The organism is Glutamicibacter nicotianae (genome assembly GCF_006539525.1).
GTDB classification, from domain to species: Bacteria; Actinomycetota; Actinomycetes; order Actinomycetales; family Micrococcaceae; genus Glutamicibacter; species Glutamicibacter nicotianae.
The window spans coordinates 44025-68350 of the sequence record NZ_BJNE01000005.1 but is presented as its reverse complement, the minus strand read 5'-3'; the positions used below and the strand labels follow the sequence as shown (position 1 = coordinate 68350).

The following is a 24326-nucleotide window of genomic DNA, read 5'->3' as shown; positions in this document are numbered from 1 at the left end:
CGTGAACCACCACCTACGTGAAACCCAGCCCGAGCTGGGCAACGGCCTGCTGGCCGTCGATGCAGGGCAGACCGGCATCAAGCTGCGCCCGCACACCGGTGCTGAACCCGGCACCGGCTCCAGGGAAATCCTGCTGCCGGGGGTGCAGACCCACAAGGAGATCCTGCCCCAGCTGGCCGCGGCAATCAGCCACGCCCAACGGGAGGCTGGCACCCCGTTTGCAACCATTGCCATCGGATCCACCGGGCTGACCCGGGAAGAATACGATGCCGCCAAGCTGTCGGCGATGCTCGAAGCCCCGCGCGGGCAGCGGGTGCTGCTGGCCCACGACTCGGTCACCAGTTACCTGGGTGCCTTCGCCGACGGCCCCGGCGCCGTGGTGGCCGCGGGCACCGGAGTGGTCACCCTGGCCGTGGGCGAGAAGTCCGTGGCCCGGGTGGACGGCTGGGGCAACATCATGGGCGATGCCGGCAGCGCCTATTGGATCGGGCAGCAGGTGCTGAACTGCGTCATGCGCGCCCACGACGGCCGCGGTCCCGCCACGGCTCTGGCCGAACCGGTCCGCGAACAGTGGCCTGACCTGGAAGAGGCCTATATCAGCCTGCAGTCCTCTGCTGCGCGGGTTGCGCTGGTGGCGTCCTTCGCCCGATCGGCCTCCGAACTGGCGGCAACCGACCAGGTGGCCGCCGGCATTTGCCAGCGCGCGGCCGGCGAACTGGCGCACTCGGTAGCCACAGCCCTGGACCGGGTCCGGGGCAAGGACACCGGCACTGTGCAACCGGTGGCCTGCCTGGGCGGGGTCTTTGGCAGCGAGCCGATCATGTCCGAATTCTCGGTGCGTCTGGCGCAACTGGCACCGTCGGCGGTGCTGCGGCCGGCCGCCGGCTCCGGACTGGACGGGGCCGCCCATCTGGCCAGCCTCGCGGCGCAGCATCCCCTGCAGTCCATGGTTTCCCAGACCGTAACCGCCACCGATGAAAGCGTCCAGATCCAGTGCTAGTGAGCATCACCAATACGCCGCGCCCCTACGCCTGGGGTTCGCGCACCGCCATTCCCGGCTTCCTCGGGGCGCCGGCCAGCGGAGAACCGCAAGCCGAACTCTGGCTGGGGGCGCACCCGGCCAACCCCTCGAAGATCAACGCCGCGCAACCGGACTTTCCCGATCTCGCGGCATGGATCAGTGCCGAACCGCAGCGCGCACTGGGCACTGGCGGGCAGGGCCAATCGCTGCCATTCCTGCTCAAGATCCTGGCCGCCGAAACCCCGCTGTCGCTGCAGGCCCATCCCACCGCGGCCCAAGCGGCCTTGGGCTTCGCCGCCGAGGAACGCGCAGGAATACCGCTGGGCGCACCCCACCGGAATTACAAGGACAGCTTCGCCAAGCCGGAAATCATTGTCGCGCTCAAAGACGGGTTCCAGGCGCTGTCCGGATTTCGTCCGCTGGATGAGGTGCAGGGGGTCCTCTCCACGCTGCGGATGGCCGCGGCGGAACTGGGGGTGGAATCCCTCAGACCGCTGGAGCTGTTCGAAACGCTCCTGTCAACGCGCAACCCCATGGAGACCGCGCTCGGCCTGGTGCTCGGCGGACAGTACCAGCAGGCCATCGAGGAGCTGACCGGCCTGGTCGTGCGGCTGGCAGGCAGCATGGTGGCCCGCAGCGGACGCTTCGCTTCGAGCTTCGCCACCCTCAGGGATGTGGCTGGCGCCTACCCCGGCGATCCGGGGATCGTGCTCACGCTGCTGCTCAACAAGGTCACCCTGGCCCGTGGCGAGGCACTGTTCCTGGACGCCGGGAACATCCACGCCTACCTTTCGGGTCTGGGCATCGAGCTGATGGGTCCCAGCGACAACGTGATGCGCGGCGGGCTGACCTCCAAGCATGTTGACCTGGATGAATTGCTCCGGGTGCTGGACTTCGCACCCATGGCCCCGCCCTTCCTGGCCGCCGAGCCGACCGGCGTGAACATCACCAGCTACCGGCCGGCTGGCACCGGCTTCGCACTGCACCGTTTGCAGGATGATTCGCAGCTGCCGCTGGCAGGTCCTGCCGTGGCAATCGCGGAGTCAGGGGAGCTGATGGTTTCCGGAGCGTTGGGCAGCTCGAGCCCGCGGCGCGGCGAAGCGATCTACTTGACCCCGGATGAGCAGTATGTGCGCACCGAAGGCCGCGGCGAATTGTGGGTGGCGACGACCAGCGCCCGCTGAGCGCTGCGGCCAGGTAGCGGATTCCTGGCCGACGAGGCCTGCTTGCTGCTGGAGAACCCCGAACACCGCGGTGTTCGGGGTTCTCCGCCGTGCTAGTTCCGCCGCCGGGAAAACCACCCGATGGCGTAGCCTGCCGCCAAGGTGATCAGCAGGATCAGCCACAACGGCGCGGCGGTGTGGAAGAGGAAGAATTCCACGCGCACATAGGTCAGGTTCTGCAGGATGAAGACCAGTGCAATAGCCACCAGTGCAATGGAAGCCCACTGCTTGCCGGTGATCCGCGGCTTCGGCTCATTATCCATGGTCAGCTTCCGTTGGCCAGCAGGCCGGATACCAGAGCCGTGAGCCCGCGCTGGAACGAATCATCGCTGGTATCGAGCTTCGAGCGGCGTTGCGCCGCCACGGCCCGGGTGAAATGCGGAGTCAGATCCTGGTGGTTGCTGGTATCGAAAATGTCATGGGGCGCGGCGGTGTCCATGGCCGAGCCGAAAATGAACGACTCCAGTGCGACAATCGTCGGCACAATCTCGTTCTCCGCCATGCCGAAGTCCGCCAGTGCTTCGGCCACGCGCTCGTACATGCCCAGGGTGCGCGGGGAATCGGTGACCGGCAGGACCGCAATGACCGGGATCAGCGGAATGTGCCGGGCGAAGACGTTGCGGTAGCTCGTAGCCCACTTCAGCAGCGCTTCCTTGATGCCCGCCTCATCGAAGACCGACGTGTCGATATCGGCCATGACCCATTCCTGGATCCACTGCAGCAGGTCGTGCTTCGAATCGACGTGGTTGTAGAGCGCCGAGGGCGAGACGCCGAGGGACTTTGCCAGCCGCTGCATGGTCAATGACTCGTAGCCGTCCCCGGAAACCAGTTCCAGCGCATGCTCGGTGATGCGCTCCCGGTTCAGCACCGCCTTGCGTGGGCGGCCGGCTCGTCTCGCTTCCGTTTCGCTCATGCGGACCTCTTCCTGACGTGGGGTGCTTCACAACTGGATGTTCGTACCCTATGCTATATGACAGGTAAATGAACCATATTCATTTAATTGTGCAAGGGAGCGATCATGGAACATCTCGAACGCGACGTCGTCGTCATCGGTGCGGGACCCTCGGGGCTGACAGCGGCCTATGAGCTGAGCAAGGCAGGCAAGTCCGTCGCCGTGCTCGAAGCCCGCGACCGCGTGGGCGGCCGCACCTGGACCGAGCAGATGGACGGGGCGACCATCGAAATCGGCGGCCAGTGGATCAGCCCCGACCAGACCGGACTCTACTCGCTGATCAACGAGCTGGGCATCGAGACCTTCGAACGCTACAAGGCCGGCAAGAGCGTCTACCTCACCGAGGACGGCGAACGGATCGCCTACGAAGGGGAGGACTTCCCGGTAGCCGCCAGCACCGTAGCCGAAATGGACAAGCTGGTAGCGCTGATGAACGAACTGGCCGCTGGCATGGATCCGGACAGGCCATGGGAGCACCCGCAGGCCGAAGAACTGGACAAGATCTCCTTCCACCACTTCCTGCGCCAGCACTCCGCCGACGAACTGGCCTGCAACAACGTGGGACTGTTCATCGCCGGGGGCATGCTCACCAAGCCGGCGCACACCTTCTCCGCGCTGCAGGCGGTGCTCATGGCGTCCTCGGCCGGCTCCTTCGACAACCTGGTCGACGAGGACTTCATCCTGGACCGGCGCATCGTGGGCACCATGCAGGGCGTCTCCAAGACACTGGCCGAAAAGCTGGGCGAGGACATCGTCTTCCTGGGCAACCCGGTGCTCAAGCTCGAATGGTTCGACGGCGGCGTGGTGGCCCACGGCAGCAGCGTAACCGTCTCGGCCAAGAAGGCCGTGCTGGCGGTGCCGCCGAACCTGTACTCGCGCATCTCCTACGTTCCGGCGCTGCCGCGCAAGCAGCAGGTCACCCACCAGCACCAGTCCATGGGCCTGGTGATCAAGGTGCATGCCGTCTACGGCACCCCGTTCTGGCGCGAAGAAGGGCTCTCCGGCACCTGTTTCGGCCCGGCCAATCTGGTCCAGGAAATCTATGACAACACCTACATCGGCGAGGAAACCGGCACCCTGGTCGGCTTCATCTCGGATCTGAAGGCCGATGCCATGTGGGAACTGGACGAGCAGCAGCGCCGCACGGCGATCCTCAAGTCCATGGCCGGCTACCTGGGGGAGAAGGCCCTGGATCCCAAGGTCTTCTACCTCTCGGACTTCGCCGCCGAGGAATGGACCCGCGGAGCCTACGCCACCAGCTACGATTTGGGCGGCCTGCACCGCTTCGGCCCGGCGCAGAACGAGAATGTCGGACCGATCTACTTCTCCTCCTCCGACCTGGCCGGCGAAGGGTTCCAGCACGTGGACGGCGCGGTGCGCATGGGCCGGCGCTCGGCCGCACGCATCATTGCCGCACTGGACGGCACCGATTACGACCAGAGCTATGACGGGGTGGCCACGCTGACCGGTGCCAAGGAAGAGGCGAACGCCTAAGCCATGAAATTGCTTGTAGGCTACACCGCTGACCAGCGCGGTGCCGAAGCCATCGAACTGGCCAGCGCCCTGGTGGCTGGCACCCGCGATGCATCCTTGAAGATCGCCATCGTGCTGCCAGCCTCCACCCCGTTCAATGCGGTCTACCCCGGCGGGGATCATGGATTCTCCACCATCCTCTCCGCCCAGGTGGACCGCTGGGCGGCCGAAGCCCTGGCCCTGGTGCCGGAGGGCATCGCCGCCTCGGCGGTAGCCCGCTCGGTGCCCTCGGTGGCCGAGGGGCTCATCGCCCTGGGCGAGGAATTCGGGGCGCACGGGATTGTGCTGGGCGGGCGCAAGCGCCACCGCGCCGGCTTCTTCAGCCCCGGGGCGATTGCCAACGCGCTGCTGCATTCATCGCCGATGGCAGTATTCATGTCCTCGCCGGCGTCGTTGGCCACGCTGCGCGCGGCCAACGGGAAGATCACCCGGCTGACCGCCTTCGTCGGGGACCGGCCCGGCGCACGCGAGGTCATCGGCCTCTCGGCGCGGATCGCCGCCGCCTGCGCTTTGCCGCTGCGCGTGGCCACGCTCATCTCCCAGGCGGAGCTGGCCAACTCCGAGCAAGAGCTGGGCGACCACCTGGCCAAGACCCGCAGCTATCTGGAGGAACTGACCGAGTCCCTGGGCCTGGATGCGGCCATCGAGGTGGTCTCCGGGCAGGGACTGGATGAAGCCACGGCCCAGCTGTCCTGGCAGGACGGGGACCTGGCGCTGCTCGGTTCCGCCCGGCTGGCCGCTCCGCGCCGTCTATTCATCGGGCCCAAGGCCCAGCGGATACTCGGCCAGCTCAACGTGCCCATCGGCGTCATCCCGACCCTTGATGTGGCCCGCTAGGAAACACCGCAAAAATCCTGCACCACCCCTTATATTCCCCGGACGCCTGCCGCGAAACTGCGCGGACGGCGCCTCACTGACCCCTGACGGAAGGTGGCTCGGTACTTGTAGCCGACGCACGCACACCCCGCTGAAAGTTTGAAGGTAACCACCATGTCGCAAGACCTGAGGCAGGCATCGCCGCCTGCACGCTCCGAGAGCGGACTGCACGAAAAAGGACTGCCCAAGGGCACCGTGGGCGTTCTGGGACTTGTCGTTATCGGCATCTCCTGCATCGCCCCGGCCTACACCCTCACCGCGGGGCTCGGCGCCACCGTGGCCGAAGTCGGCACCAGCCTGCCGGCGATCCTGCTGGCCGGCTTCCTGCCGATGCTGCTGGTGGCCCTGGGCTACCGCGAGCTGAACAGCGCCATGCCGGATTCGGGCACCTCCTTCACCTGGGCGACACGTGCCTTCGGGCCGATGATCGGCTGGATGGGCGGCTGGGGCCTGATCGCCGCGACGGTGATTGTGCTCTCCAATCTGGCGGCCGTGGCCGTGGACTTCTTCTACATCCTCCTTGCCCAGCTCACCGGGCAGGATTGGATTGCCGAGCTGACCACGAACTTGTGGATCAACATTCCCACCACGCTGGTGTTCATTGCGGTGGCCGCCTGGATTTCCTATCGGGGCATGAACGCCACCAAGGTCTTCCAGTACGTGCTGGTCGGGTTCCAGGTTGCGGTGCTGCTGCTCTTTGCCATCATGGCGCTGACCTCCAGCCAGCCCAATGATCCGACGCCGATTACCTGGCAGATGTTCAACCCCGCCGGCATCGATACCTTCTCGGCGTTCGCCGCGGGCATCTCGCTGTCCATCTTCGTCTTCTGGGGCTGGGATGTCACGCTGACCATGAACGAGGAAACCACCGATCCGAAGAAGGTTCCCGGACGCGGTGCCACCTGGACAGTGCTGGTGATCATCGCGCTATACCTGGCCGTGTCGCTCGGGGTGATCTACTGGGCCGGCGTGGGCACCACCGGTTTGGGCGCAGGCAACCCGGAGAACCAGGAATCGATTTTCGCTGTGCTTTCCGGTCCGATCATGGGCCCGCTGGCCATGCTGATGTCCCTGGCCATCTTGTCTTCCTCGGCTGCCTCGCTGCAGTCCACTATGGTCTCGCCGGCGCGCACCTTGCTGGCCATGGGCTACTACAAGGCGCTGCCCTCCAGTTTCGCGAAGATCTCCGCGCGCTTCATGTCCCCGTCGGTGGCGACCTTCGCTGCCGCCGCGGCAGCTGCCGGCTTCTATGTGATCACCCGGCTGCTTTCGGAGAACGCGCTATGGGATACCATCACCGCACTGGGCCTGATGATCTGCTTCTACTACGGGCTGACCGCGTTGGCCTGCGTCTGGTACTTCCGCGGTGAGCTGTTCGATAATGCCCGGAATTTCTTCTGCAAGTTCTTGGCGCCGTTGATCGGCGGCATCGTGCTGCTGGTGATGTTCTTTGCCACTGCCATCGAATCCATGAATCCGGAGTACGGCTCGGGCTCCGAAATCGGGGGAGTAGGCATGGTGTTCATCCTCGGGGTTGGCGTGCTGCTGCTCGGCGTGGCCATCATGCTGTGGATGCGCCTGCGCAACCCTGCATTCTTCAGGGGTGAAACCATCAGGACCCGCAAGCTGCTGAAGTAGCACAAGAGCCGCAAACCCAATGGCCCGCCCATGAGCAGATCATGGGCCGGTCATTGGGGTTGCTGCTTGAGGGCAGCAAACTACCGCAGTTCTAGGTTCCGCGAGCTCAGGCCAGCAACGGGACTAGACGTTGGATTTGGCCCCGGCCATGTGCAGGGCTACTCCGATGGCTGCCAGCACGGCGCCAAACGGGGTGAGCGCGTTACTGATCAATGCGTTAATGAAACTCAGCGGGACGCTGGCCAATAGGGTTCCGCCATAGCCGGAATTCAGGCCCCACGACATCAAGGCCGGAATGAAGCTGCTGAGGAGAACACCAATCAGCATCACGACTACGCCGGTGACAATGATCTTCTTATGCGCTGCGAGCATCTTTTCCTCCTGTTGCCGTGGGCTGAGTAGTCATAACCGTAGCCACATCCACAGCTTTTAGCCATAGCGGCAGGACAACGATCTTGCGTAATGGGGCGCGGCACGGCACATTTCGCAACCTTCCCGTTGAAAGGCCACCAACCTGCGGGTCAATGGTTCAATAGGTTCATGGCTAACTCGGTACTTTTCATCTGCTCCCGCAATGCCGGCAAATCGCAAATGGCCGCCGCATTGATGGACTACATTTCTGAGGGGAAGGTGACCAGCTACTCGGCTGGAACCAACCCAGGTTCGGGCATCAACCAGGAAGCGGTTGAATCGCTCTCGCAGGCCGGCGCCGACATGTCCCAGGGCACGCCCAAGGCCATTGATCCGCGCGTTGTCGAGCAAGTCGACCGCGTGGTGATCCTTGGAACCGACGCGAATCCGCAGTTCGATCCGTCGATTAAGACCGAACGCTGGGTCACCTATGAACCCAGCGAAGACGGCATCACCGGTGCGGAACGGATGAACATGATCCGCGATGAGATCGCTGACCGCGTGCGTGAACTGTTCCACGAGATGGAGCGGTAGAAATTACTGTTCTCGATGCTGCCCGTAAGACGACTCCGTGGTGGCTTCCCGGCGTGTGCCTGGTGCTTACCGGATGGTGCGCCAACCAGTACGTTTCGCTGATCAGCTGGTATCAGCAATTCCGCGAACTCAGCGAGTTCGAGGCGATGCTGGTCATGGGCAGCTACCTGGCAGGCATGATCCCTGCCTTGGCATTCGGCGGCCCCTGGGCCGACAGATACGGACGCAAGCCTTTCTCGCTGCTCGCCCTGGCCTGCTCGATTCTGGGATCCTTCGGGCTCATGGTCGGATCGCTTCACGAGTCCGGCCTCTATGCGGGCCGCATCTTCACCGGCTTCGGCATGGGCTTGGCCATGGTCGCCATCACCAGCTGGGTGAAATTGCTCAGTCCCGGCGCCGCCGGTGCAACGCGCGCCGCGCTGTGCACATCGCTGGGATTCGCCCTTGGCCCGGTCATTTCAGGGGCCATCGTCGGAGCCAGCGGCAGCCCGGAACTGGCGTATATCGTTCATGCCGCCACCGCTTTTGCCTGGCTGCTGCTGATGTTCACAACCCGTGAAGCTCCTGCGCTTGAACCAGCAGGGCGCAGTTCGCGGGGTGAAGCGACAACCCCGGCAAACCTCCAGCGGTTCTACCGTGTTGTCCTGCCCGCAGCCCCATGGGTCTTCGGCATGGCAGCGACAGGCTTTGCGGTAGTCCCCGCGCTGAGCAGTGGTGCGGGCGAGTCCAGCCTGTTCTACACCACCTTGGCTGTCGTGGTCACCATGGGCATGGGCACAGTGATCCAGCCATTCGTCAAGAGATTCAACGACCTGGGCAAGATCAGGCTGATCATGGCTGGGCTGGCTACCTCGCTGGCGGCGCTGCTGTTGATGATCGCCGTGTCGCTCAGCGGTTCAGAAATCCTGGGAATCATTGCCTTCGCCGTGGCCGGTTCTGCCAATGGCATCTTGCTGGTTGCCGGGCTGAGCCAGGTCCTGGATCTTGCCGGCAGCGCGGACGTTGGCAAGCTCACCGGCAGGTTCTACATGTGCTGTTTCATCGGTTTCACTTTCCCGACATTCTTTGCACTCTGGCGGACGGTCGCGCACCCGGCGTTATTCATCTCGATGCTTGCTGTGCTCTGCGTGCTGTCAATGCTGCAGGTGCTCCGCTCGGCGAAATACCTGCCCGCTGCCAAGCTCCAGGAAGTGCCATCCAGCTCATAAAAACAAACGCCGTTGCCGGCGACATTTCGGTGCCGGCAACGGGATTGGCGATTCTGCCCGTTACTCGCTTGGATTCAGTCCTTGCTCAGCTTCTTGAGCAGCTCGGTGGTGCGGAACGGGATGACATCGCGCAGGATCATCGAGGTCGAAGTGCGGGTTATGCCCGGGCACAAGCGGATCTCTTCGCTAACACGGTAGAGGTCATCCGGGTCGGTCGCGGCCACGCGAATCAAGAGGTCGGTATCGCCGGCAGGAGCGACGCACTCGAGAACTTCAGGGATCTGGCGCAGCGCGGCGATGGCCTCATTCAAGCTGGCCTGGTTCAACTCGGCGCTCACGAAAGCGCTGACGCCTCGGCCCATGGCCGCTGGAAGGATTCGCGAGGTGTTCGGGCGCAAGGCACCTGAATGGGCCAGGCGTTCCAAACGCGTCTGCACAGTGCCGCGGGCAAGGCCCAGCTGCTGGGCCAGCATCATGATGGGCACACGCGGATCCGCATCGAGTGCCAGAAGGATACGCCGGTCGGTTTCATCGAGCTGATACGTATCCGAATTCATGTGGTGGTCTCCTGAGACAGGTTGTGTTGCGCGTGCATAGGTGCCAACCTAGATTTTAGTCAAAATGACCAGTGGATCCCAAATGTGTTGCGCGGATTGGCTGATATTGTTGCGCGCGACTCGGCTACTGCGGCCACTAGGGCGAATGGCCGGGCGGAATGCCATCCTTTATCCACAAATTCAGCAGGCTGGGATCAAATGGACGCTAATCACAGTAACCTGTTGATATGAGGTTTTTGCGGTTGGAAGACGTGGCAGAGGAACTGAATGTGAAGCTGCCGCAGGTTCGGGCTCTCGTGAAAAGCGGCGAGCTGCCGGCCATCCAAATAGGCGGGCGCGGCATGTGGCGCGTGGAACGCGTCGCCTTGGAGAACTATATCCAGGAGCGGTACGCGCAGGCCCGCGAGGATATTGCGAACGAAACCCATAGCTGACAGCGCTGGCCGCGGCTGTTCCCGAGCGCATCGGGAACAGCCACGGGCTAGTCGAGCTGGATAGTGCGTTCGGCAAAAATCTGCAACGCATCGCGAACGAGTTCGGCATATCCGCCGTAGTTCTTTGCAAACCGCGGATCAGCCACATACATCTCGCCGAGACTGCAGATATATGCCTTGCGCTGGGCCGGATCACCGGAATCCAGCGGGGTGCCCTTGGCGCTCTGAAGCCAGCGCACATGGCGAGCGGCTAGTTCCTGGGCTTCGACGCTGTCTGCTGGGACGGAATTCTTGCCCGCCTCGATCCAGGCCTGGTTTATGATTTTGACCTCTTCCATGAATGCGCTTTGCTCGTCTCCTGATTTGGAGCGCCACCAGCGATTAGATGTTTCGTAGGCGTCGGCGCCCCAGCGTGCGGATACCTCGTGCTTGTACTGCTCGTTGAAGCCGTCAAAGCTCTTTTCCGGTTCCATTGTTCCTCCTGTAATTAGTGTTGAAATGCTGTGATCCAGGGCCGCGATTTGCCGGTCCAGCGCCTCACGTTGCCTGTGGAGCTGTTCCTTGTGGGTGCGCAGCGCGGCTAATTCAGTGCGTTGCTCGTCCAGGATTTCAGCGATGGTTTCCAGCTTCATGCCCAACTGCTTCAGCAAGAGAATCCGCTGGAGCCGGACCAGCTGCCTGTCGGTATAGAAGCGATACCCGTTGGCGGCCACGTGATCAGGCTCCAGCAAGCCGATCTGGTCGTAGTGCCGCAAAGTGCGGCTGCTGACTCCAGCGGATTTCGAGACCTGTGCGATCGAGTGGCGGACTTGTTTCCGACGGCCAGTTGAATCGTTCATGGCTACCACGCTACTGGTTGACGTTGCGTCAAGGTCAAGTGCTTTGCTGGCAGGTTCAAACTGATTCTTGTGATTCAGCTCTCACGGCAAATTGGCGAATAATCGCGATATATTTCTTGTCCAGTTGATCATATTGACTAATTGCATTCTTGCCTATTGCACACGGTGATCTATGTGTTGTTCACTGAAAGTAGAGAAAGTTGAACGGGTTACCGCCGAATTCAACGAAGACCGCCTGATGACGTAAACCACCTGCATTTACGCAATCCAGGAGCAGTGGCCACCCACGCCAAGGCACGGTGAAAGCAGTAGTCCAGATGGCTCGTGGGCATTCCAGTTGGGTGGAATGCGCACGGGCCATCTGGCGTTCCCGGCACAGTTCCCGGTGCGGGAGTCTGCTGTCTGGAGCAACTTGGGGGAAACGCCATCCGGCATTCGCGATGCTCCGCGCTGGCTCTGGAACAATGAGCGCGTAGGAACACTGAGGAGTAAGAGTGGGTTCAATGAGTCGGATCTGGCACAACTGGTGGATGCAATTGGTCGCTGGATTGCTGATCACTGCGATCGTGGTGTTGCCGTGGTTGTGGATTGGGGAAGAAGACCGGTCGATTCTCCCGCATGCCAGCGACGACGCCCAAGGGCTGTTGGTAGTTTTCTCCGTCATAACCCTCTGGGGCAGCTGGTTTGCCCGGCGCATTGGGTATGGGCGTACAGCGTTCACTGTCGTGACAGCCGTGGGCATGATCCTGGGGCTTTTGGGTCTCGGATTCCAAGGCCTTCTCGCATTTGAGCCCGGGCTCTTGGGCGGGGAACTGTCCTCAGCATCCATCCGGCATCTTTGGGTATTCGGGGGCCTGCTGCTGATCAGCCAAGCCTGGTACTTCCTGGCTACTAAATTGCGGCTGCCCATAGCGGTGCTGTTTTATGCGACGCTAACGGTGGGTGTGAGCTATTGGCTGCAGATCATTGCTTCGCTCGTTGCCGGCGCCCAGTCCTACTATGTCTACCTCTGGTATGCCGGGCCGCTGCTCCTCGGCCTCATTTTGGGCTTCGTCGGATTCTTGAGAATCATGAACCTACTGATGTGGGTCTTCGCGCTGGCGATCCAATGGGTCATGCCGGCCGTTGTGGAAAGCACCGCTCGAGTTATCGAATCGAAGGCAACAGGCTGGGATTCTATTGGCTCCTTTTGGAAAGAATTCACCGGGAGCGTTCTGGATGTTCCGTGGCAGACTCCTCTTCTGGTCAGTTTGGCCACTGCCATGCTGACCAGCGTCGTGCTGCTGATCGTGCGCAAAGTTCGGCGACGCTAGGAGGCTCCCGGCAAACGACGGTGCGGTCGCTGAGTAATTGGGTGTTGCGATCCCTCGGAAGTGGCAAGCATGTGTGTTCTATGACGGGAATACTGAAATACTGACGCTAGCGAAGTCTCGAAATTTGCTACGCATGCCAGGAACAACGCCGAGGCATGATGCGCGCCTGACACTGCCTTTACCTTGGCAGGAGAGAGCCCGACGGCAGCTTCCAAGGCCAAGACGAGAATCTCTAGACTGCGAACCAAAGTGAGCGACTCTGCAATGCGAGAAGGTGAAGCAGTGTCTTGATTCGAGCGCGGATCTTGGTAGGAACCCGGCACGCCGTGGGCCTTGAATGAGGGTCACTGCGTCGAGATGAATACGTTGCTTCTATTGGCGGCTGTCGACACGACGGGCAGCAACGCAAAGGGCGATAGGAATCAAGCGGCAGTTGGCTCCCGGATCGAAAAAGGAGCATGCTGGTAGTTAATTCGACGTGGATTCAATCACACCGGAAGACGGGAATTGCCTTGACTGAAAATATTATGGGCGGAGAATTCGAGCTGATTTCGTTGTCAGCTGCGGGCAATGCCGAACGCAATCCAATCAAGCCAGGAAAGTATTCGGCCAAGAGAATTTTTGCCGGCGAGAAAGCACAGATTACGGAAATAGCTTTCGACTCAAATGTTGAGCTGAAAGAGCACGTAGCGCGCACCCCGATCATCGTTTCTGTAATTGAAGGGGAAATCGAGTTCACGGTGGAGGGATGCAATTACCCGTTGGCTGTTGGGGGTAGCATCTTCGTTGAAGCCAACGTCCTTCACGCGGTGTACGCGCAGATCCCGGCGCGCATTACGGTGACCTTCCTCAGCGCATAGTAGTTAGAGTTGCAAGCTGAAGCTTTGGAGTCCGAAAATTCGGTTCTCTCATTCGCCATAGAATAAAACCATGACTGAACTGCGCGATCGCGACCCCGGGGAATTGGTACAGCCCATCATCCTGCGAATCGACAAGGAGGATCCGTCGAGCGAGGATGAGGGCCTCTCGGCGGTGGCCCGCGCAGCCGTGATTGCCTACCTGCAAGATCCGCAGAACCCGGATTGGCAGCAGTGGGCTTCACAGGCATTCGCCAAGTCGGTGCGCCGGGCCAATCCCAAGATGTTCGCCAAGGTGCTGGAGATGTTCCCCGAGCAAATGGTCAGCGAAGTGGGCAAGGCGCAAGCTGTCGGCCTGCCCCCATTGCCGGCCGCCGACTTGCCGAAGCTGATCGCCAAGCTCCAGGTCTCCGGCACGCAGTTGCCAAAGGCCGATGAAGTCCTGGACGCGAAGATCAACATCGTGCTGAACAAGTCCTTGGAGATGTCCACCGGAAAGGCTGCCGCGCAGGCAGCACACGCGCTGTTCGCATGGCTGACCGAGGCCCCCGCCGAATCTGTCGAAGCGTGGCTGCAATCCCATGCACCGGTAGGCATCAGACACCTGCCACGCAAGGACTTCGAGCAATTGTCTCGGCAGGCTGCCGGGCCTGTCATCCAGGACGCCGGACGAACCGAAATCGAGCCGGGTTCCGTGACTGCTTTCGTCATGTCCAAGGCGAGCTAGCTTCTTCAGATCACGGCAGGGCGAAATTGCCATTGCTGTGTCATTATTTTCTTGGCGATCGCAATATCGCCGCCCACAGCGGAATGCCTTGGACTTCTGCTGACCGCAGGAATCGGCAGTTTGCCCTTGCTCGAAAGCACCCACATTGAAATATACGAATCGCGTCCTGGGCCTGTTGCTGGCCCTGCTCCTGGCCTTTGGCACCGCAGCTGGCGCCAGCGCATCAATGCAGGCTCCAGCCGGTGTCGCCCAGCTTGCTGCGGCTCCTGCGGCAGTCGCCAAGCAGACCACCGCCAACTTGAATCTGCGCAAATCGCCTTCGGTCCACTCCGCGTCGCTGCTGGTCATTCCCAAGGGCGCCAAGGTTCTCGTCTCCGGGGGTTCTTCCGGCTGGGTGCAAGCAACCTACAAGAAGAAGTCCGGCTGGGTCTCGGCCAAGTACCTGACCTCGCCCGCAGCGCCGGCCAAGCCCAAGAGCTCAGCCACCCGCTATCTGCTTTCCTTCCAGCCGGTCCGCAAGAAGGCAACGTCCGTCTCTCCGGCCCTGGCCGGAGCCATGCGCAAAGCCAAGGTGCAGCGTCTGGGCGCAACTGGCTCCTGGAGCCGGATCAAGATCGGCAAGGTCACCGGTTTCGTGCCAACAAGCCAGCTGTCCAGCTCACTGCCGGCACCCGTGCACCGGTATTCGAAAAGCGCCCAGGTCCTGCGGAAGTCCACCTCGGCCAAAGCGGCACGCGTGGCAAGTGTTCCGGCGGGAGCCAAAGTCGAGTGGCTGCGCACCTCAGGCTCGTGGAGCTATGTAGCTACCGCCGGGAAACGCGGATGGCTCCCTGCCAAGCAACTGTCTACCCAGCCTGTAGCAACCCAAAAGACGATAGGGAGCCGTTGGCTGCTCAGCAGCAGCGTCCTGCGCCGATCGAATCACAGCTCCTCGGCTTCCCTCGGACGCCTCGCGCCGGGCGAGAAAGTCGGCTTGTACACAACCAGAGGTTCCTGGTCCCAGATCAAGTCCACCCGTGGCATCGGCTGGGTGCCAACCGCCATCCTGTCCAGCACCGCCTATAAGCCTGCCCACCCAGCACCACGCTGGATTCTGTCCAGCACCGCCGTGCGCGCCAGCGCTTCGGGAACGTCCAGGTCCTTGGGAACGGTAGCCGCCGGATCCACGCTCACCCTGCACGGAACATCGAACGGCTGGGCTAGGGTGAAAACCTCCAAGACGACTGGGTGGGTTCCATCCAGCGCATTGGTGGCCAAGGCCTACACGCCGCTGAAGGCTGCCAAGCGCTGGACAACTGCCAATGTGCACCTTCGCTCCGGGTACTCCACCGGCTATAAATCGCTGGCGGTTATCTCCAAGGGGCAGCAGGTCAGCATCCTGGGTACGGCCAACGGTTGGGCACGCGTATCCACAACGAAGGGCACCGGATGGATCGGCAATGGCTATCTGGCTACCAGCAAACCCCAGGCGCCGCGACCGGCACCGGCCCCGACCACCGAATACCGCTGGACCACGGCCAACGTCAATCTGCGGGCCGGCGCGGGTGTAAGCCACCGGAGCAAAGCCGTGCTGCCAGCCGGGCAGAAGGTCACCTTCATGCGCAGCGATGCCGGCTGGGCCGAAGTTTCCGCGCCTCAAGGACGCGGTTGGGTCAGGGAAACCTACCTCTCCAAGAGCCAGCCGGGCGTCTTGCAGCCTGATGCGCAACGGGTCATTGCCGCGCTGAAGGGGAGAACCGGCGATACCGTCAGCGCCATCCACACCATTCGAAGCGGTTCGTCCGGGCACAGCTCCGGAAAGGCCGTGGACCTGATGATCCGCGATTACAAGAACCGGGCGCGCGTCGCCCAAGGCGATAAATTGGCCCAGTTCCTGCTGGATAACCGCATCCAGCTGGGGATCTATTACCTGATCTGGCAGGACCGGATCTGGCTTCCCACCACTGGCTGGACCCCGTATTCCGATTCCGGGAAGTACGGAAGCCAGTTCACCGGCAACTGGAATGACACCACCCGGCACATGGATCACATCCATGTTGAGGTCTACGGCAATGCGGCCACGAAAGGGCCGCTGGACTACCGCGCGCTGAGTGCCCGATAAACGTCTTCTGTCCGGTGTTTCAGACGGAGAACCGCAGAAGGCATGGCGCGCTCGGGGGTGCATCTGGTCAGCTGGAAGCATGGAGAATTTCGAGCCGCAGCTGGCGGTTGACCGGGCACCTGCTATCTGGATTGGACGCAATGACGGCACCGGCGAGCAGCATTTGAGATGGCACCAGCACGTGAACAGCCAGCCTGCTGGCACCCCCAATGGGCGGCGGCCTGCTGCGTTGCTCGGTTTCGCATCTGATGCGGGCGTGCTGCGCAACGAGGGCCGGGTTGGTGCCGCCCGGGGGCCGCAGGCGCTGCGCGCCGCCCTGGGCTCGCTGGCCATTCACGAGCCGCGCCCGCTGGTGGATGCTGGCGATATCGAGGTGCTTGGTGACGAGCTCGAATCGGGGCAGGAGCGACTGGCGCAGTCGGTGAGCGCATTGCTCGCTGGAGAAATGCTGCCAGTGGTGCTCGGCGGCGGCCACGAAACGGCCTATGGTTCATTCACCGGTCTGTTCAAGCACTTCAGGGACGAGCCGGAAACCCGGTTGGGCATCTTGAACCTGGACGGGCATTTCGATTTGCGCAGCGCACCGCGCCGGACCAGCGGCACGCCGTTCTTGGACATCGCCCGGGATCTGCAGGCCGAAGGGCGCGATTTCAACTACGCGGTAGTGGGAATCAGCAAGCCGAGCAACACACCGGTGCTCTTCGAACGGGCTCGCAGCTTGGGCGTGCGCTACCTGCTTGACGAGCAGTGCACGGCAGGTCAATTACCTGCCGTCCTGGGATTCGTCGAGGACTTCCTGGCGGGCATCGACAAGCTGTATCTGACCATCGATCTCGATGTGCTGCCTGCGTCGGTGGCTCCGGGGGTCAGTGCCCCTGCCGGTTTCGGGGTGCCCCTGGAAGTGATCCACGGACTTTGCGCAATGCTGGCGGGCAGCGGCAAATTGGCATTGATTGACGTGGTGGAGCTGAACCCGGGATTGGATATTGACGGGCGTACCGCACGCACTGCCGCCCGTCTTGTCAATACCCTGCTGGGGGTCTGAGACAGCACCCACAGCGAAATCTGCCGACGCGAATTTGCAATGTTCGACCCATCAAACATTATGATTGAGGGGGGCGAACTAATCGCCAGTGCGAGAATCGGAATGGTGTGCAATGGTGCAAACGGCGAAACGTCGATCAGGCGCGGGGCAACGTGTGGGGCTGCTGGCCGCCGTCCTGGCCTGCCTGCTCGCCCTCGCTGGTTGCGCGTCCAAGCCCAGCACTGAGCCCGCAGCCAGCCCGGACGACCGGCCGGTGGTGCTGACAACCTTCACGGTCTTGCAGGACATCGCCCAGAACGTCGCGGGCGAGCATTTGCGCGTTGAATCAATTACCCGACTTGGCGCAGAGATCCACGGATACGAGCCGACACCGGATGACTTGCGCCGCGCCTCCCATGCAGACCTCATCCTCGATAACGGCTTGAACCTCGAAGCCTGGTTCCAGCAATTCGTCGAAGACAATGACGCCCCGCACGTAACCGCCAGCCGGGGGATTGAGCCGATCGATATCGTCCAGGAAGAAGGGGCCGGAAAGCCCAACCCGCATGCCTGGATGAGCCCGCTGAACGTCAAGATCTATGTAGAGCGCATCGCTGAGGCCTTCAGCGAACTGGATCCGGCCAATGCGTCCAGCTATCGGGAGAACGCCAGGGCCTACCAGGCCAAGCTTCAAGATGTGCATGACGAGCTCGAGGCGGCGCTGGAGGAAATCCCCCAACGCCAGCGTGTGCTGGTGACCTGCGAGGGAGCCTTCAGCTACCTGGCGCGCGATGCCAACATGGCCGAAAAGTACCTGTGGGCGGTCAACGCGGAATCACAGGCCACGCCGCGCAAGGTCGCCGCGGCCATCGACTATGTCAGGGACAACGATGTTCCCGCGGTCTTCTGCGAATCCACGGTCTCCGATGCGGCCATGCAACGAGTCGTGGAATCCACCGATGCCGTCTACGGCGGAACTCTCTATGTTGACTCGCTCTCCGAACCTGGCGGTCCGGTGCCCAGCTACCTGGACCTGATCACGCATGACACCAGAACCATTGCCCGTGCTTTGAAAGGCGAAACACCATGAATGCGAAGCAAAGCACCGCCCTGGCCATCGACGTAACGGGCGCGACCGTCCACTACGGCCCCGTGCTGGCCCTGGACCACGCCTCATTGCAGCTAGGCCGCGGACGGGTCTGCGGACTGGTCGGGATGAACGGCTCGGGCAAGTCGACACTGTTCAAGACCATCATGGGGCAGATCAAGCCAGACACCGGCAGCGTGCGCATCAACGGCACCGACCCGCTGCAGGCACGGAAAAGCGGCCAGTTGGCCTATGTGCCGCAGAGCGAGGCCGTGGATTGGAGCTTCCCGATCTCGGTGCGCGAGGTCGTTATGACCGGACGCTACGGGCAGATGGGATGGACCCGGCGAGCCAAGAAGAAGGACCACGCCGCCGTGGACGAGGCCCTCGAACGGGTGGAGCTGGCCAACTTCGCCGATCGGCAGATCGGCCAGCTCTCCGGAGGCCAGAAGAAACGCGCATTCGTGGCCCGATGCATCGCCCAGGGCGCCAGCATCATGCTGCTCGATGAGCCTTTTGCCGGCGTGGACAAGCGCAGCGAAGCGACCATCACCAAGCTCTTGCGAGAGGTAGCCGATGACGGCGGCAGCGTGCTGATCTCCACCCATGACCTGCATGCGCTGCCGGAACTGGCCGATGAAGCGGTGCTGCTGATGCGCAAGGTCCTGATGCACGGAGATCCGGACGTGGTGCTGCAAGCGGAGAACCTGGCCCTGGCCTTTGGCCTGGATCCCATGAAACGAGGCGGGAAATGAACCTCATTGAATTGCTGGCCGAGCCCTTGGGCTACACCTTCATGGTGCGCGCCCTGCTGGTGACCATCATCGCCGCTGCCCTGTGCGCGGTGCTGTCCTGCTGGCTGGTGCTCATCGGCTGGTCGCTGATGGGCGACGCGGTCTCGCATGCCGTCTTGCCCGGGGTAGTGCTGGCCTACATCGCCGGCGCTCCCTTTGCCCTGGGCGCCCTGGTCTTCGGATTCCTCGCGGTGGCATTGATCGGGGGAGTGCGCGACACGACGAAGCTGAAGGAAGATGCGGCCATCGGCATCGTCTTCACCACGCTCTTCTCCATCGGGCTGGTGCTGATCTCGGTCACCCCGAGCCATGTGGATCTGAATCACATCATCTTCGGCAATTTGCTGGGTGTCTCGGCCAGCGACCTGTGGCAGGTAGTGCTGCTTGGCGCGATCACCTTCGCCATCCTGGTGCTCAAGCGCAAGGACTTCACGCTCTATGCCTTCGACCAGACGCACGCGCATGCCTTGGGAATGAGCCCGCGGCTGATCGGTGCCGTGCTCTTGGGGCTGTTGGCCATGACCTCAGTGGTGGCGCTGCAGGCTGTCGGCGTCATCCTGGTCGTCGCCATGCTGATCATTCCCGGCGCCACAGCCTACCTGCTGACCGACCGCTTCGGGAAGATGCTGGTGATCGCACCGGTCCTGGCAACCTGCGCCGGAATCCTGGGCGTCTACGTGAGCTATTACCTCGATGCATCAACCGGTGGAATGGTGGTGCTGGCCCAGGCAATGATCTTCGCAATCGCCTATCTTTTCAGCCCGAAGCAGGGACTCATCGCCACCCGCCTGGCCCGCAAGGGGCGGCGCAAAGCGCTGGCCGCCAGCCGCTGAGCGGCGGCTGGCCAGCACCCCTTCCCGACCCGGAGGCACGGGCGTAGGATGAGAGCCACGCGCGAAGGATCCAGGCGCGCGTCCGTGCAGTGCTGCTCAGGTCCGTGTGACAGGCAGCCCGGGTGCCGCGACATGGGGAACGGCAGTCACGGTGCGGTGGCCTTGCGCCCGCCGGACCGTCCATCCGGGGAACCGGGTGCCAAGCGAGGGCAATCCCTCGCGCACAGTTCGTGACAAGGGACTTTCCAATGACTGGCAAGGCAAGAACTCGCATTTTCGCTGTGATCACCGCCGCCTGCGCGGCCCTCGCCCTGGGCGGCCTGGCACCGGCCGCCGCTCAGGCGGACCCGGCAGGGAGCATCAGCTATGTGAACCTTGGTGATTCCTATTCGGCAGGCTTCGGATCGGGGGCCATCGTGCCCGGGCCGCTGCCCGGCTGCCTGCAAACCACCGGCCCCTCCCACGTCAGCCAGATTGCAGCGCTGCCCGGGGTGGATCTGAGTATCAATGCGGCCTGCGCCGGGTTCACCGCAGAACAGGTGGGGATGGCGGCCGCTGCGCTGGCCGCACCGCTGTCCACCGCCGACCTGGTGACGCTGACCCTGGGCGGCAACGACCTGCCTTGGGGGCAAGCAGTAGCCGCGTGCAGCACACAAGGCAGTGACTCCGGCTGCGACCAGGCGACAGCCGCCTTGGCGGCGGCTATCGGGTCCGTCGGGCCACGGGTCCACCGGACCCTGGAACGAATCGACTTGCTGAGCCCGGCAACCATCCTGGTAGCCGGATATCCACGCCTGTTCACCTCGTCCACCGGCGACCAGCCGTTGATCAGTGCCACGCATGCGCGGACGCTGAACCGCCTGGGCGATGAGCTGAACCGGGAGATTCGCGCGGCCACCCGCGGCACCAGTGCCAAATTCGTTCCGGTGCTCGGGCCATTCAATAACCATGGGTTCGGGGCGAGCGAGTCGTGGATCTACTTCAATCCGGCCAACCCGGTCGACCCCTTCAACCTCCACCCGACCGGCACCGGATACAGCCAGGGATATTTCCCGGCACTGGCGCACCGCATCGACCTCGGGGAACTGGCCGGCTGAGCGGAGCGCAGCGGCGCCAGGTGCTGGCGGCCCGGGAGTAGTAGACCTGCAGCAGGCCCCACGCGTGGACGTGAATCCACTCGTGGGGCCTGCACGCGTGCTGCTGAGTCAGCAGGCTGGGAGAGAACCGGCAGGCGGTAGCTAAACCCTCCAGCGCAGTTTGCCCTTGGCGTCAGTTTTGCAGGTGTAGTACTTGCCGGCCTTGGACTTGCCGCGCTTTCCCTGATCCGCCTTCTTGCAGTAGGCGCCAGGATGCACGGTGCCTTTGACCACGGAAGGAGCCTTCTTCACGTCCTTCTTCGGCGAGGCCTTGGGCTTGGACCCGGCGGGCTTGATCGGGGTGACCTTTGCGGCCTTCTGGTTGCGGCACGTCTTCAGCACCTTGGCCATCGCATTCTTTTCCGCCTTGGTCACCGACAGCGCGTACTTCTTCTTGACGCTGATCTGGGTTGCCACGTACTGGCACCGGAAGGACTTGTTCTTCGGGAGCCACTCGGCGGTGTTCTTGTCGCCCTTCTGGCGATTGGCCGAGGCGCTGGACGCCATCAAGTTCAGCGGGTCATTGGCCAGGGCCTGGCGCTGGGCCTGCGACAGTTTCTGGCCGCCGGAAATCCACGCGTTCTTCAGGGAAACCACATGGTCGATGTCGACGCTGCCTGACTTGACCTTCCAATTGATCTTCTTGCCGGTGTAGCTGTCATGCAACGTGCCCGAAGCTACGGTGCACTTCTTGCGGTCCTTGAACTTCACCTTGGACATGTCCCGGGACAAGGTGTCCTGGCGCTCGTCGCACTTGTCCTTGTCGAAGTCCTTCCAGCCATTGCCGAATTTTTTGTTCCGGTTGTATCCGGTGGCTGCTGCCTTGCCCTTCACCGGCAAGGTCGCCAGCATTGCGGTGGCTTTGGGACCATTGAGCTTCGCCCCGGGCTTGACCTTCTTGCTGCTGGTGGCAACCCGTTCCACCTGCAACGGCTGGTCTGTTGCCAACAGGTTGTCGACCTGTGCGAGCTGATTGATCTGAAGTGCAGAAGGATCTGCCGGTGCGCTGCATCCAGCAAGCACCAATATTGCAGCGCAGAGCGCAGCGAAAAGTTTTTTAGGCAAGGCGGAGTCTTTCAAATGAAACGCGAAGTAATGGATGGCCAAGGATGCCGCAATGCACCCCCATGTAAAACTTGTACATTGCAGTATCCCGGGCTAGTCAACACTGTAATCCATGAAACGGACAAATTATCTGTTGGCGTTGAAAGGTGACGACGCCGCCAGTTCAATGAGCCGAGGGCATGGAGCGGAAAGGCTATTCGGAGGAACGCGAGACCCACACCGCGGCAGCCGCACGCGATCCCAAGCGCAAGGTTTCCCCAGTCGCGCAGACCTGGACATTCACCGTCTCGGAGAACTGCTCGCCGGGCGTTACCTGCAGCTGCGCGCCGACAACGATCCGGTGATCGGAGAAATGCTGCAGCAGCTGCGAATCATCATCGGCAATGCGCTCGACCTCCACCCGGGCGTCATCGACGGCTTCGCCCAAGTTGAAAGCCTGGGGAATGGAAATGCGGCCTTCGGCGGTCGGGATGGGGTCGCCATGCGGATCGCGGGTGGGATGCTCCAGCAGGCTGTCGATGCGTTCGATCATGAAGTCGGATACGGCATGTTCCAGGCTCTCGGCCTCGTCGTGCACCTGGTCCCAGCGGTAGCCAAGCATTTGCACCAGGAATGTTTCGATCAGGCGGTGGCGGCGGACCATGGTCAGCGCATACTCGCGTCCCAGCTTGGTGAGCGTCACGGCTCCATAGGGCGCATGGTCGAGCAGGCCCTGCTGGCGCAATTTGCTCAAGGCGCCGGACACCGTGGAGAGCTTCATTCCCGATTTGCTGGCAATGATGCTCGCGGTGACCGGATCACTGGACCACTCGGTGAGGCCGAAAATGATCTTGAGGTAATTCTGCGCGCTATCTGAAAGCTGGTTGACCGACACAAGAACCATCTTAGCGACCGCTGCGCCTGCTGGCTCGACGTGACTTTGGTTATGGGACGTTTGGCCTTGAACTCCCGAGGCAACTTAAAGCAACTAGTCACCAGCCCGAAAAAATATAGTCGCTGGGTAGGGATTATTGATAGGCAAGCGCAGTGTATTGACTTAATTTTCTTTGTGCGGAAAACTGTGTAATCGATTCCATGGAATCGATTACACAATAAGCAAAGGGGCTTATGCCATGAACGCTGTCACCATCAAAGATGTGGCGCTTGCAGCCGGAGTTTCCTCCGCTACTGCCTCGCGCGTTCTCTCAGGCCACCCCGCCACTTCGGCCGCTTCCCGGGAAAAGGTGGCAGCCGTCGCCAAGGAACTGGGATTCGTTCCCAACGCCCAGGCCCGCTCCCTGCGCTCCACCAAAACCGACACCATCGCGCTGCTGATCTCCGATGTGCGCAACCCCTACTTCTCCGATCTTGCCCACGCTGTCGAGCAGCAGGCGCACGCCGCGGGAATGATGACCTTCATCGGCAACGCCAACGAAGACACCGAGCAGCAGGACCAATTTCTCGCAGCGATGCTCTCGCGCCGCGTCGACGGGCTGATTGTTGTGCCCCAGGGCCTCGACGAAGATGCCGACCGGCCCAGCCCGATGATGCAGCGCATCATCGCCTCGGGAACCCCGCTGGTCTTCGTGGACCGGACCCTTCCAGAGCAGCGCATCCCCTCGATCACCGCCTCCAGCACCGGTGCCCTGGAAGAAGCCATCGCGCAGCTCAAGCTCCTGGGCCACACCAGCATCGCCTTCCTCGGCGGCCCGGACCACGCCTCCACCGCCCGCGAACGCCACAGTGCCTTCGATTCGGCGATGGCGGCCAACGGCCTGAGCATCAATCCCGCCCTGCATTTTGCCGGCGACTTCCGTGCCGCCTCCGGTGCGGGCGGCGCCCGCTGGCTGCTGGAGCATGAACTGCAGCCCACCGCGGTGGTCATCGCTGATGCGCCGATGGCCATTGGCGCGCTGACCGTGTGGCGCGAAGCCGGCATCCGGATCGGAAAGCAGCTCTCGGTGATCTCCTTCGACGAGGTGGATGCGATGCTCATGCACGATCCGCCGATTTCCACGATCAGCCACGACCTGACCAGCATGGGCCGCGCCGCGGTCACTGCGCTGCAGGAAGTGATGGCCGGCAAGAGCCCGGAGCCGCAAGAATTCATCAGCCGATTCACCGCGCGTGAGTCGCTGGCCCCAACGCAAGCAGCCACCGGCGCATAGGTGATGATGGAAGGAA

General features: G+C 62.4%; 25 protein-coding genes. 18 read left to right on the top strand and 7 right to left on the bottom strand.

Going from position 1 to position 24326, the window contains the following annotated elements; genetic code table 11:
* Position 1 precedes the first annotated feature (1 nt).
* Together ANI01nite_RS07760 and manA are read left to right on the top strand one after the other, a co-directional pair.
* Positions 2 to 1000, top strand: a complete 999-nt coding sequence (locus ANI01nite_RS07760) for an N-acetylglucosamine kinase (protein ID WP_255314458.1) — start codon at positions 2 to 4, stop codon at positions 998 to 1000.
* The gene (gene manA / locus ANI01nite_RS07755) at positions 1000 to 2205 is read left to right on the top strand and encodes a mannose-6-phosphate isomerase, class I (protein WP_255314457.1); all 1206 of its coding nucleotides are present in this window, start codon (positions 1000 to 1002) and stop codon (positions 2203 to 2205) included. Before ANI01nite_RS07760 ends, manA begins: the two co-directional genes overlap by 1 nt.
* Before the next feature lie 92 nt (positions 2206 to 2297).
* Here the strand turns inward: manA and ANI01nite_RS07750 are convergent, their stop codons facing one another.
* Positions 2298 to 2507: a LapA family protein gene (locus ANI01nite_RS07750; protein ID WP_141357182.1), complete on the bottom strand. Its 210-nt coding sequence runs from the start codon at positions 2505 to 2507 to the stop codon at positions 2298 to 2300.
* Positions 2508 to 2509: 2 nt separating this feature from the next.
* Positions 2510 to 3157, bottom strand: coding sequence for a TetR/AcrR family transcriptional regulator (locus ANI01nite_RS07745; RefSeq protein WP_141357180.1), 648 nt, complete (start codon positions 3155 to 3157; stop codon positions 2510 to 2512).
* 105 nt (positions 3158 to 3262) lie between these two features.
* On the opposite strand from ANI01nite_RS07745, the gene ANI01nite_RS07740 reads away from it, so the two are divergent.
* The 3 genes from ANI01nite_RS07740 (at position 3263) to ANI01nite_RS07730 (ending at position 7243) form a co-directional block, all read left to right on the top strand.
* Complete coding sequence (locus ANI01nite_RS07740; RefSeq protein ID WP_141357178.1) at positions 3263 to 4690, top strand: flavin monoamine oxidase family protein; 1428 nt, start codon at positions 3263 to 3265, stop codon at positions 4688 to 4690.
* Positions 4691 to 4693: 3 nt separating this feature from the next.
* Positions 4694 to 5566, top strand: coding sequence for a universal stress protein (locus ANI01nite_RS07735; RefSeq protein ID WP_141357176.1), 873 nt, complete (start codon positions 4694 to 4696; stop codon positions 5564 to 5566).
* 153 nt (positions 5567 to 5719) lie between these two features.
* A complete protein-coding gene (locus ANI01nite_RS07730; RefSeq protein ID WP_073707824.1) occupies positions 5720 to 7243 on the top strand; it encodes an APC family permease in 1524 nt (507 codons plus the stop codon).
* A gap of 123 nt (positions 7244 to 7366) precedes the next feature.
* Here the strand turns inward: ANI01nite_RS07730 and ANI01nite_RS07725 are convergent, their stop codons facing one another.
* Positions 7367 to 7615, bottom strand: coding sequence for a hypothetical protein (locus tag ANI01nite_RS07725; protein ID WP_073707825.1), 249 nt, complete (start codon positions 7613 to 7615; stop codon positions 7367 to 7369).
* 168 nt (positions 7616 to 7783) lie between these two features.
* Between ANI01nite_RS07725 and ANI01nite_RS07720 the strand changes: the two genes are divergently transcribed.
* Both ANI01nite_RS07720 and ANI01nite_RS07715 read left to right on the top strand, forming a co-directional pair.
* On the top strand, positions 7784 to 8188 hold the full coding sequence (locus tag ANI01nite_RS07720) for an arsenate-mycothiol transferase ArsC (RefSeq protein WP_141357174.1): 405 nt from the start codon (positions 7784 to 7786) through the stop codon (positions 8186 to 8188).
* 53 nt (positions 8189 to 8241) lie between these two features.
* The gene (locus ANI01nite_RS07715) at positions 8242 to 9396 is read left to right on the top strand and encodes an MFS transporter (protein WP_170214602.1); all 1155 of its coding nucleotides are present in this window, start codon (positions 8242 to 8244) and stop codon (positions 9394 to 9396) included.
* 74 nt (positions 9397 to 9470) lie between these two features.
* Here ANI01nite_RS07715 and ANI01nite_RS07710 read toward each other — a convergent pair whose 3' ends face one another.
* On the bottom strand, positions 9471 to 9953 hold the full coding sequence (locus ANI01nite_RS07710) for an Lrp/AsnC family transcriptional regulator (protein ID WP_038993339.1): 483 nt from the start codon (positions 9951 to 9953) through the stop codon (positions 9471 to 9473).
* 227 nt (positions 9954 to 10180) lie between these two features.
* On the opposite strand from ANI01nite_RS07710, the gene ANI01nite_RS07705 reads away from it, so the two are divergent.
* Entirely contained in the window at positions 10181 to 10387 is a 207-nt protein-coding gene (locus ANI01nite_RS07705) for a helix-turn-helix domain-containing protein (RefSeq protein ID WP_038993340.1), read from the top strand.
* Between the two features lie 47 nt (positions 10388 to 10434).
* On the opposite strand, the gene ANI01nite_RS07700 is transcribed toward ANI01nite_RS07705, so the two are convergent.
* The gene (locus tag ANI01nite_RS07700; RefSeq protein ID WP_141357170.1) at positions 10435 to 11226 is read right to left on the bottom strand and encodes a MerR family transcriptional regulator; all 792 of its coding nucleotides are present in this window, start codon (positions 11224 to 11226) and stop codon (positions 10435 to 10437) included.
* A 503-nt stretch (positions 11227 to 11729) separates the two neighbouring features.
* Here ANI01nite_RS07700 and ANI01nite_RS07695 point away from each other — a divergent pair.
* The 9 genes from ANI01nite_RS07695 to ANI01nite_RS07655 all read left to right on the top strand — a co-directional run bounded on the left by ANI01nite_RS07695 (position 11730) and on the right by ANI01nite_RS07655 (position 21059).
* Positions 11730 to 12539 (top strand): hypothetical protein, encoded by an 810-nt coding sequence (locus ANI01nite_RS07695; RefSeq protein ID WP_141357167.1) that lies wholly within the window; start codon positions 11730 to 11732, stop codon positions 12537 to 12539.
* A 512-nt stretch (positions 12540 to 13051) separates the two neighbouring features.
* Positions 13052 to 13399, top strand: coding sequence for a cupin domain-containing protein (locus tag ANI01nite_RS07690; protein WP_141357165.1), 348 nt, complete (start codon positions 13052 to 13054; stop codon positions 13397 to 13399).
* Between the two features lie 70 nt (positions 13400 to 13469).
* Complete coding sequence (locus ANI01nite_RS07685) at positions 13470 to 14123, top strand: peptidyl-tRNA hydrolase (protein ID WP_073707831.1); 654 nt, start codon at positions 13470 to 13472, stop codon at positions 14121 to 14123.
* 145 nt (positions 14124 to 14268) lie between these two features.
* A complete protein-coding gene (locus tag ANI01nite_RS07680; protein ID WP_141357163.1) occupies positions 14269 to 16224 on the top strand; it encodes an SH3 domain-containing protein in 1956 nt (651 codons plus the stop codon).
* A 79-nt stretch (positions 16225 to 16303) separates the two neighbouring features.
* Positions 16304 to 17269: a formimidoylglutamase gene (hutG, locus tag ANI01nite_RS07675; RefSeq protein ID WP_141357161.1), complete on the top strand. Its 966-nt coding sequence runs from the start codon at positions 16304 to 16306 to the stop codon at positions 17267 to 17269.
* A 112-nt stretch (positions 17270 to 17381) separates the two neighbouring features.
* Entirely contained in the window at positions 17382 to 18338 is a 957-nt protein-coding gene (locus ANI01nite_RS07670; RefSeq protein WP_052253693.1) for a metal ABC transporter substrate-binding protein, read from the top strand.
* On the top strand, positions 18335 to 19090 hold the full coding sequence (locus ANI01nite_RS07665; protein ID WP_066141569.1) for a metal ABC transporter ATP-binding protein: 756 nt from the start codon (positions 18335 to 18337) through the stop codon (positions 19088 to 19090). Before ANI01nite_RS07670 ends, ANI01nite_RS07665 begins: the two co-directional genes overlap by 4 nt.
* Positions 19087 to 19962, top strand: a complete 876-nt coding sequence (locus tag ANI01nite_RS07660) for a metal ABC transporter permease (protein WP_038990899.1) — start codon at positions 19087 to 19089, stop codon at positions 19960 to 19962. Before ANI01nite_RS07665 ends, ANI01nite_RS07660 begins: the two co-directional genes overlap by 4 nt.
* Positions 19963 to 20210: 248 nt before the next feature.
* On the top strand, positions 20211 to 21059 hold the full coding sequence (locus ANI01nite_RS07655) for an SGNH/GDSL hydrolase family protein (RefSeq protein ID WP_084083700.1): 849 nt from the start codon (positions 20211 to 20213) through the stop codon (positions 21057 to 21059).
* 141 nt (positions 21060 to 21200) lie between these two features.
* Here the strand turns inward: ANI01nite_RS07655 and ANI01nite_RS07650 are convergent, their stop codons facing one another.
* Both ANI01nite_RS07650 and ANI01nite_RS07645 read right to left on the bottom strand, forming a co-directional pair.
* A complete protein-coding gene (locus ANI01nite_RS07650; RefSeq protein ID WP_141357159.1) occupies positions 21201 to 22163 on the bottom strand; it encodes an HNH endonuclease family protein in 963 nt (320 codons plus the stop codon).
* A gap of 193 nt (positions 22164 to 22356) precedes the next feature.
* Positions 22357 to 23037 (bottom strand): metal-dependent transcriptional regulator, encoded by a 681-nt coding sequence (locus ANI01nite_RS07645; RefSeq protein ID WP_038990933.1) that lies wholly within the window; start codon positions 23035 to 23037, stop codon positions 22357 to 22359.
* Between the two features lie 238 nt (positions 23038 to 23275).
* Here ANI01nite_RS07645 and ANI01nite_RS07640 point away from each other — a divergent pair, with 238 nt between their 5' ends.
* Positions 23276 to 24310 carry a LacI family DNA-binding transcriptional regulator gene (locus ANI01nite_RS07640; protein WP_141357157.1) on the top strand — a complete coding sequence of 345 codons (1035 nt, stop codon included), beginning with the start codon at positions 23276 to 23278 and terminating at the stop codon, positions 24308 to 24310.
* Positions 24311 to 24326: the final 16 nt, after the last annotated feature.

Excerpts from the sequence above, each read along its gene's own strand:
- ANI01nite_RS07720 (WP_141357174.1), top strand. The coding sequence starts at position 7,784 with ATGGCTAACTCGGTACTTTTCATCTGCTCCCGCAATGCCGGCAAATCG.
- ANI01nite_RS07665 (WP_066141569.1), top strand. The coding sequence starts at position 18,335 with ATGAATGCGAAGCAAAGCACCGCCCTGGCCATCGACGTAACGGGCGCG.
- ANI01nite_RS07695 (WP_141357167.1), top strand. The coding sequence starts at position 11,730 with ATGAGTCGGATCTGGCACAACTGGTGGATGCAATTGGTCGCTGGATTG.
- ANI01nite_RS07725 (WP_073707825.1), bottom strand. The coding sequence starts at position 7,615 with ATGCTCGCAGCGCATAAGAAGATCATTGTCACCGGCGTAGTCGTGATG.
- ANI01nite_RS07670 (WP_052253693.1), top strand. The coding sequence starts at position 17,382 with ATGGTGCAAACGGCGAAACGTCGATCAGGCGCGGGGCAACGTGTGGGG.
- ANI01nite_RS07740 (WP_141357178.1), top strand. The coding sequence starts at position 3,263 with ATGGAACATCTCGAACGCGACGTCGTCGTCATCGGTGCGGGACCCTCG.
- ANI01nite_RS07730 (WP_073707824.1), top strand. The coding sequence starts at position 5,720 with ATGTCGCAAGACCTGAGGCAGGCATCGCCGCCTGCACGCTCCGAGAGC.
- ANI01nite_RS07750 (WP_141357182.1), bottom strand. The coding sequence starts at position 2,507 with ATGGATAATGAGCCGAAGCCGCGGATCACCGGCAAGCAGTGGGCTTCC.
- ANI01nite_RS07745 (WP_141357180.1), bottom strand. The coding sequence starts at position 3,157 with ATGAGCGAAACGGAAGCGAGACGAGCCGGCCGCCCACGCAAGGCGGTG.
- ANI01nite_RS07700 (WP_141357170.1), bottom strand. The coding sequence starts at position 11,226 with ATGAACGATTCAACTGGCCGTCGGAAACAAGTCCGCCACTCGATCGCA.
- ANI01nite_RS07655 (WP_084083700.1), top strand. The coding sequence starts at position 20,211 with ATGACTGGCAAGGCAAGAACTCGCATTTTCGCTGTGATCACCGCCGCC.
- ANI01nite_RS07640 (WP_141357157.1), top strand. The coding sequence starts at position 23,276 with ATGAACGCTGTCACCATCAAAGATGTGGCGCTTGCAGCCGGAGTTTCC.
- ANI01nite_RS07735 (WP_141357176.1), top strand. The coding sequence starts at position 4,694 with ATGAAATTGCTTGTAGGCTACACCGCTGACCAGCGCGGTGCCGAAGCC.
- ANI01nite_RS07705 (WP_038993340.1), top strand. The coding sequence starts at position 10,181 with ATGAGGTTTTTGCGGTTGGAAGACGTGGCAGAGGAACTGAATGTGAAG.
- ANI01nite_RS07660 (WP_038990899.1), top strand. The coding sequence starts at position 19,087 with ATGAACCTCATTGAATTGCTGGCCGAGCCCTTGGGCTACACCTTCATG.
- ANI01nite_RS07710 (WP_038993339.1), bottom strand. The coding sequence starts at position 9,953 with ATGAATTCGGATACGTATCAGCTCGATGAAACCGACCGGCGTATCCTT.
- ANI01nite_RS07685 (WP_073707831.1), top strand. The coding sequence starts at position 13,470 with ATGACTGAACTGCGCGATCGCGACCCCGGGGAATTGGTACAGCCCATC.
- hutG (WP_141357161.1), top strand. The coding sequence starts at position 16,304 with ATGGAGAATTTCGAGCCGCAGCTGGCGGTTGACCGGGCACCTGCTATC.